This is a genomic window from Ruegeria sp. BHSB058 (genome assembly GCF_059613285.1).
Genome location: NZ_JBXWSF010000128.1, coordinates 1 through 7,618, shown reverse-complemented (window position 1 = coordinate 7,618; position 7,618 = coordinate 1). Strand labels below are relative to the sequence as shown.

Below are 7,618 nucleotides of genomic sequence, written 5' to 3'. Positions count from 1 at the left end.
GTGCGCGCCGCGACACTGGCCTGGTTCGGGAAAGAGCCGCGCCGCCTGACCCCGGCGCAATCCGCGCTGCTCGTGGCCCTGCCGCAATCGCCTGAAACCCGCAGGCCCGACCGGCACCCCGTTGCGGCCGCTCAGGCGCGCGACAGGGTTTTGCGCCGGATGGCCGACCAGAACGCCCTGCCACTGTCCGAGGTTCGGGCGGCCTTGACCGAGCCGACGCCCGTGATGCTGCGCCCCTTTCCGCAACTGGCCGCGCATCCGGCGGATCGCGCGATCGCTGACGCGCCCGAGGCCCAGACCCATGATCTGACCATCGACGCACGGCTGCAGTCACAACTCGAACCGCTGGTCGCCCGCGCCGCCGCCCGCGCCGGGGCGCGGGTCTCTGGCGCGATGATGGTTGCCGATTATACGACCGGCGACATCCTCGCCTCGGTCGGCTCTGCCGGGTATGACGACACGCGGCAGGGCTTCGTGGATATGACCACCGCCCTGCGCTCGCCCGGCTCGACCCTGAAACCGCTGGTCTACGGGCTGGCGTTCGATCAGGGCATGGCCCATCCCGAAACCCTGATCCATGACGGCCCTGTCATGTTCGGCCGCTATGCGCCGCGCAATTTCGACGGGATGTTCCGCGGCGATGTACGGGTGCGCGAGGCGTTGCAGATGTCGCTCAACATTCCCGTCGTCCGCCTGACGCACGAGCTTGGGCCAAGCCGCATCATGGCTGCGCTGAACCGGGCGGGCGCGCACCCGCGCCTCACCGGCGGCGCGCCGGGTCTTGCGGTGTCGCTGGGCGGGGTGGGGATCACCCTGAACGATCTGGTGCAGCTTTACGTCACGCTGGCGGCTGGCGGTCAGGGACCGTTGCTGCGCGACCGCCTGACCGATCCGGCGGGCAACACAGCACGGGTGATTTCCGACGTGGCCGCATGGCAGGTCGGCGATATTCTGGCGGGTCTCGCGCCGCCGCCCGGTGCCCCCGCAAATGTGCTCGCCTACAAGACCGGCACGTCCTACGGCCACCGCGACGCATGGGCCATCGGCTATGACGGGCGGCATGTGATCGGCGTCTGGCTGGGCCGGGCCGACGGCACTCCTGTACCCGGCGCCTTTGGCGGCGATCTGGCCGCACCCGTGCTGTTCGAGGCGTTCGGACGACTGAAACCCGCATTCGACCCGCTGCCGCCGCCGCCACCCGCGACCCTGATCGTCGGCGCTGCGGACCTGCCCGCGCCGCTGCAGCGATTCCGGCCCCGCTCTGCCGCGTTCCAGCCCGCAACCGGTGCGCCGCAACTGCTGTTTCCTCCGGACGGCGCGCGACTGGCGACTGATGGTACGCCGCTGACCGTCAAGCTGCGTGGCGGACAAGGCCCTTATTCTCTGCTGGCCGATGGCCGCCCCGTCGCCACCGGCATCCGGCAGACCGAGTTCGAAATTCCAAACCCTGGCCGGGGCTATGCCTCGTTTGTCCTCGTGGATGCAAAAGGCCGGTCAGACCGGATCTCCATCGCGATCGATTGAAAGGGATGACATCATGAAACGCCTGATTGTGACGCTTGCCGCCACCCTCGCCGCCACATCCGCCACTGCCGATTGCGCCTCCGACGCGCAGATCGACGCCTTTGTCGCGGATTACCTGTCGAACACGGCAACCTCCGCACTTGTGCCCGACGGCAGCATGGATGACGCGCTGTGTGCTCAGGCGAAACTGGCCGCTGCGCTGACACCGCATCTCGGGCCGCTCATCGGCTACAAGGCGGGCCTGACCAGCAAACCCGCGCAGGACCGGTTCGGTGTCAGCGAGCCCGTGCAGGGCGTTCTCTATCGCGACATGATGCTGCCTGACGGTTCCGAAATTCCCGCCAACTGGGGTGCGCGCCCGGTTTTCGAGGCCGACCTGATCCTTGTCGTCGGGGACGAAGGCATCAATCAGGCCACCACACCAGACGAAGTGATGGCCCATATCTCTGCCGTTCGCCCGTTCATCGAACTGCCTGATCTCATCCTGGCCGAAGGTGAACCGCTCACCGCCGTCACCCTGACCGCCGCCGGTGTCGGGTCAAGGCTTGGCGTCATGGGCGCAGATATCCCGGTCGACGACCCCGCCGCCATGTCGCAGGCGCTGGCCGCGATGCAGGTGACGCTGCGCGCGGCAGATGGCGAGGTTCTGGCAACCGCCCCCGGAACGGCGGTTCTGGGCCATCCGGCGAACTCGGCCCTCTGGTTGAGGTCCAGGGGGATCACGTTCAAACCCGGCGACCTGATTTCCGTCGGTTCTTTCGGGCCGCTGATACCGCCCGCAAAAGGCAAGGGCGGTGCCTCGGTCAGCTATATCGGCCTGCCCGGTGATCCAAGGGTCAGCGTAGCATTCAAATAACGGGATTCAGTGCCGCCCCTCGCGCAGCCATCCGGCCAGCAGAAAGCCCGAGGCCAGCAACAGCACCAGCCACGGCGGCAACAACCCGGCTTGGGTAACATCGCGCGTCTCGTAAGCTCCGCGCGGCGTCAGCCCGATCCAGCCACGCCCCGAGGCGGGCCGCCCCTCACGCACCGACCGGATCGCGGGCAGCCCGGCCTCCAGCCGCATGACGCCACCCTTGAGCCCGGCCAACAGCGGCTCGAAGATCTCGCCGCTGGCAATCGTGCGCTCGAATTCCTTGGGTGCGGCAGGCCCCAGACCGATCACCGCCTCGCGCTCGCCTTCGCGCAGGCGATACAACCCGATCTCCGGCCCGAAATACTGTGCCTCGAACCGCCCCGGAGAGACCTCTTCCAGCGTCAGCTCCTCGCTGTCGCCATTGGGCCGGGTCACCGTCAGCGGCCCGACCTCCTCTTCCAGCGTGCGGCGGATGATGCGCATGCTCTGGCCATTGGCCTCGGCCCACAGGGCTTCTTCTTCAAGCTCGGGTTCCTTCATCATCCAGTGCGCCAACCGCCGCAGCAGTTCCAGCTGCGGCCCGCCGCCCTCGTATCCCCGGCTCCACAGCCAGGCGTGATCCGAAGCCAAAAGCGCCACCCGCCCCTCTCCGACACGGTCCAGAACCAGCAGCGGGCGGTCCTCGATTCCCGTCATCAGCACATCGCCCGAACGATCCCGCACATCGATCTGGCGTAGCCACGCGCCCCAGTCGCCGGGATTGCCAAGTTCCGTGGTCACCGGGTGACGCTGGCCCAGATCGGACACTTCCGGAACATATCGCTCCTCGAATACCCGCGCCGTGGGCTGGGCAGGCAGGATCGGCGCCAGCGGAGAGCGAAAGATCGAATCGGCGGTGGCGAAATCCGGCCCCGCCGCCACCAGAACCGCGCCGCCCTTGTTCACATAGTCGGTGACATTGTCCAGATAGATGGCGGGGAGGATGCCGCGCCGCTTGTAGCGATCAAAGATGATCAGATCGAAATCGTCGATCTTTTCCAGAAACAGTTCGCGAGTCGGAAACGCGATCAGGCTCAGCTCGTCCACCGGCACGCCGTCCTGTTTTTCCGGCGGGCGCAGGATGGTGAAATGCACCAGATCGACCGAACTGTCCGATTTCAGCAGGTTGCGCCACGTCCGCCCGCCCGGATGCGGCTCGCCCGAGACCAGCAGCACCCGCAGCCGGTCGCGCACGCCGTTCATCTGGATAAGCGCGGTGTTGTTGCGGTCGGTCAGCTCGCCCTCGGCCGCCGGGACCGTGAACTGGATCACGTTGCGCCCGCCATGCGGCAAGGTGATCGGCACCTCTATGTCCTGCCCGATCGGCAGGTCGAACCGTTCGGGCTCGCCCCCGTCGACCGACAGTTCCAGCGGTGCGACGGCGCGGCCCGCAGGCGCGTCGCGGCTGTCTTCGATCCGCAGGATCAGGGTCATCGGCTCGCCGATGATGGCAAAGGCCGGGGCGTTCCGGACGATCAGCCGCCGGTCCCAGTCTCCGGATCTGCCGGTCAGCAGCAGATGCATCGGCGCGGGCAGGTCGGGGGTCTGATCGGCGTCATGGATCAGCCCGTCCGACAGCGCGATGATCCCGGCAATACGGGCACGCGGCTCTTCGGCCAGCGCCTCGGTCAAGGCCCGCATCACCTGCGTGCCCTCGTCGCCTTGTCCGTCGCCCACGCGAATGCGGCGCAGCTCGGTGTTGTCACGGGACTCGATGATCCCGGCCAGCCGCTCGGCGGCCTCGCTCGTCTGCTGCTCGCGGTCCGACAGTTTCTGGCTGGCGCTTTCATCCTCGATCATCAGCACGATGTCGGTCAGTGGCGCGCGGTCCTCGATCTGATAGACCGGCCCGGACAGCGCCGCGATCAGGATCAGCGCCGCCAGCCCGCGCAAGGCCCATCCCGACAATCCCCGCCACAGGGCCAGAACGATCCCGGCCACGGCCAGTGCCGCAACCGATGCCAGGACCGGCCAGGGGATCAGCGGATCGAATATGACGGTTCCGGTCATTGTCCCAACCTGTCCAGCAAGGCAGGCACGTGCACCTGGTCCGATTTGTAGTTCCCGGTCAGCACGTGCATCACCAGATTGACACCAAAGCGATGCGCCAGTTCACGCTGACGCTCTCCGGCGTATCCGCGTCCGACCGGCAGCAGGGATTGGCCATTGCGGTCCACCGCCCAGGCTCCGGCCCAGTCATTGCCGCCGATCACCACCGGCGTCACCCCATCATTGAGGTTGCGGAACGGCATGCCCTCGATCTGTTCGGCGTCGGGGGGCGCGGATTCGACCCAAACCTCGGTCCCGGCATGACGCCCCGGAAAATCCTGCAACAGGTAAAAGGCGCGCGTCAGTACGTGATCGTGCGGCACCGGCTCAAGCGGCGGAATGTCCAGCGGCTCCGCCAGCGCCTGCAACTTGCGGCCATTCGGGCTGGCCACGCCGAACCGGGCGATATCCGCATCGCGCGTGTCGAACAGGATCATCCCGCCCGAGCGCAGATAGGTGTTCAGCCGGGCATAGGCTTCGGCCGACGGCTCCGGCTGATCGGGCGTGATCGGCCAGTAGAGCAGGGGAAAGAACGCCAGCTCGTCACGCTCCAGGTCGACCCCCACCGGTTCCGCAGGCTCGACCGAGGTGCGATAGAACAGCGTGTCCGACAGCCCGCGCAGCCCCGCCTGCGCGACATCGTCAACCTGACTGTCCCCTGTCAGCACATGCGCCAGCACAAGTTCCTTGGTCGAGGACAGCGCAAAGTCGATATCGTCACCGGCCTGTGCCTGCACTTGCGGTGCCCCCAGCACGATCCCCAGTACCAGCACCGCTGCGCGCGCCTGCCAAAGCCGCCCCGACAGCGCCAGTGACGCCACCACATCCACCACCAGCAGGATCAGCGCCAGGCTCAGCAGGATGCCACCCAGCGGCATGTCCCGCTCGACCTCCACGCCCTTGACCGGCACATCCACCGGCCAGGCTGCCGGTTCCAGCACCTCCCCCTCTGGCAGAACGTTCAGCGCCAGCCTTTGCGTGTCGTTCACATAAATACCCGGGCGCAGCTCAGGCCCGGCGCGCCCCTCGATCAGATCCGCGCCATCGACGCCGGGCAGGTTGCCCGCATCCGACAAGTCGCCAAACCCGTCCAGTACCTGATCCGGCGCCCAGACCGTGCCTTGCAACAGCTCCACCTGTTGCGACTTGGCGGCAGAGGTCACCGCCAGCCGGTCCAGCATCTCGACGAACAGGCCCGACAGGGGCAGGGTGGACCATTCCGCATCCGCCGAGATGTGGAACAGCACCACTTGCCCCAATCCCAGCGGTTTGCGCGTGACCAGCGGTGTACCATCAGTCAGCGAGGCAATGGCTTTTCCGGCAAGATCCGGTCCGGGCTGCGCCATTACCTGCGTGGTCACCGTCACCTCATCGGGGATGGTCAGCCCGTGAAACGGCGAAAACTCGGGGAAGGGCGCAAGCCCCTTGGCCTCGCCCCAGCTCATCGCGCCGCCCACCGTGCGGCCGCCGCTGCGCAGGCGCACGGGCAACAGCGCGTTGTCCGTATCCCGGCCCAGATCACTTGCCGCCATGCGCGTGCCCGCGAAGCGCAGCAACAGACCACCCTTTTCGATCCATTCGATCAGCGCGGTTTCCTCGCGCGCCGACAAAGTGGCGATATCGGCAAGCACGATGACATCCGGATTGGCGGGCAGCACCTCCAGCAGGTCGCCATCCACGAAATCGGCGGTCGGGGTCAGAACCTGGGTCAGATAATGCGGAGGCGACAACAGCTCCAGCCCCTCGCGGTTGCTGCTGTTTGTGATCAGCGCGACCTCGCGCCGCCGAAGACTGTCATCCGTCAGGCTGGCCGCTGCGGCCGACCGCTGGCCTGCGATGTCGAACCGGGTGATCCGCGCCCGCAACTCGGACGGCAGCGCCAGCGCGACCCCGGCCTGCGTCTCCCCTTCGGCAAACTCCGCCGTTGCGGTTTCCAAAACCCGCATGGTGCCTGCCGGGTCACGCCCCTCGGCTTGAATCGTCACCGATTGCGCCGGTGCCGGGTGGGATCGCACCGCAGTCAGCTGCACTGCGCCATCCTCGAACCGGGCCGGCAACAGGCCGATCACCTGTGCGCCGGTCTGATAGACCGTCACGCCGCCCCGATCCCGCAACGCCGCCAGCACATCGTCGCGCCCCGCATAATCCAGCGCGTCGCTGAACCACAGCGTGTCATACCCACCTTCAATCGTATCAAGCGCCGCCAATGAGGCGTCGATCTGAACTTCTCCCGGCTGCCAAGGCAGCGGCACCAATCCGGGCAACCGGCTGCGCCATGCCTCAGCCGCCAGGAAAACCGGCGGCTCGGGGTCGGTGAAGCGCAGAATCGCCACGGGCCGTCCGGCACGCCCCGCCTCGATCAGTTGCGCATCGATCTGGTTCAGCGTTGCAGGCCAGCGCGCCGCCCCGGCCCAGCTTGCATCCAGCACCATCAGCACCGGCCCGCTGCCCGCCCCGTCGCGTGACGGGTTCAGCACCGGTCCGGCCAGCCCGATGATGATCGCCGCCGCCGCCAGAATCCGCAGCAGCAGCAGCCACCAGGGCGTGCGGTCCGACACGCTTTCATCGTCCTTCAACCCCAAAAGCAGCGTGACGGCGGGAAACAACCGCCGGATCGGCGCCGGAGGCACCGCCCGCAGGATCAGCCACAGTACCGGCAACGCCAAAAGCCCCAGCAACAGCCAGGGCGCGGTAAATCCGATGCCAGCCAGCACGGTCATCGGGTGCCTCCATCCAGGGCGCGATACAGCCACAACAAGGCGGCCTGGGCGCTTTCGCCGGTGTGATGCTGTCCAAACTGCCAGCCCGTCGCACGGCACAACTGATATAAGGCGTCCTTGCGCTCGGCCAACCGGTCCAGATAGCGCTGGCGCAAATCACCCGCCTTCAGGGTTTCGTGCCGCAGGCTTCCGCCGACGCTCTCGAAGATCGTGCGCCCCCGATAGGGAAAACTCTCTTCACCCGGATCGAGCACTTGCAGCAGGAGGCCCCGCACGCCCCGGTCCGCAGCCTTGGTCAACGCCAGTTCCACCTCGCCCAGATCACCCAGGAAATCCGAGATGAACAGCGCCCGCGAATGCGGGATCATCGCGCGGTGTTCAGGCGGGGCATAGTCGGCCTCGGCGTCCTTCGCCCAGGCCTGCGCCAGCC

4 protein-coding genes and 1 pseudogene are annotated in these 7,618 nt (G+C 67.2%); 2 read left to right on the top strand and 3 right to left on the bottom strand.

All coding sequences use genetic code 11. The annotated features are described in order from the left end of the window. The coding region (locus AC2FNB_RS20035) for a penicillin-binding transpeptidase domain-containing protein (RefSeq protein ID WP_496748551.1) at positions 1 to 1,524 on the top strand (1,524 nt) is incomplete at its 5' end. Between the two features lie 13 nt (positions 1,525 to 1,537). Beyond that, a complete protein-coding gene (locus tag AC2FNB_RS20030) occupies positions 1,538 to 2,380 on the top strand; it encodes a 2-keto-4-pentenoate hydratase (protein WP_480748812.1) in 843 nt (280 codons plus the stop codon). Positions 2,381 to 2,386: 6 nt separating this feature from the next. On the opposite strand, the gene AC2FNB_RS20025 is transcribed toward AC2FNB_RS20030, so the two are convergent. The 3 genes and pseudogenes from AC2FNB_RS20025 to AC2FNB_RS20015 all read right to left on the bottom strand — a co-directional run. Then, a complete protein-coding gene (locus AC2FNB_RS20025; protein ID WP_496748550.1) occupies positions 2,387 to 4,429 on the bottom strand; it encodes a hypothetical protein in 2,043 nt (680 codons plus the stop codon). Further along, on the bottom strand, positions 4,426 to 7,188 hold the full coding sequence (locus AC2FNB_RS20020; RefSeq protein WP_496748549.1) for a DUF4159 domain-containing protein: 2,763 nt from the start codon (positions 7,186 to 7,188) through the stop codon (positions 4,426 to 4,428). Before AC2FNB_RS20020 ends, AC2FNB_RS20025 begins: the two co-directional genes overlap by 4 nt. Continuing rightward, positions 7,185 to 7,618, bottom strand: a pseudogene (locus AC2FNB_RS20015) (DUF58 domain-containing protein); the annotation flags it as partial. The gene AC2FNB_RS20020 and the pseudogene AC2FNB_RS20015, both read right to left, overlap by 4 nt.

What these genes read in the sequence shown, in the direction of transcription:
- AC2FNB_RS20030 (WP_480748812.1), top strand. Translation starts at nt 1,538, where the DNA reads ATGAAACGCCTGATTGTGACGCTTGCCGCCACCCTCGCCGCCACATCC.
- AC2FNB_RS20025 (WP_496748550.1), bottom strand. Translation starts at nt 4,429, where the DNA reads ATGACCGGAACCGTCATATTCGATCCGCTGATCCCCTGGCCGGTCCTG.
- AC2FNB_RS20020 (WP_496748549.1), bottom strand. Translation starts at nt 7,188, where the DNA reads ATGACCGTGCTGGCTGGCATCGGATTTACCGCGCCCTGGCTGTTGCTG.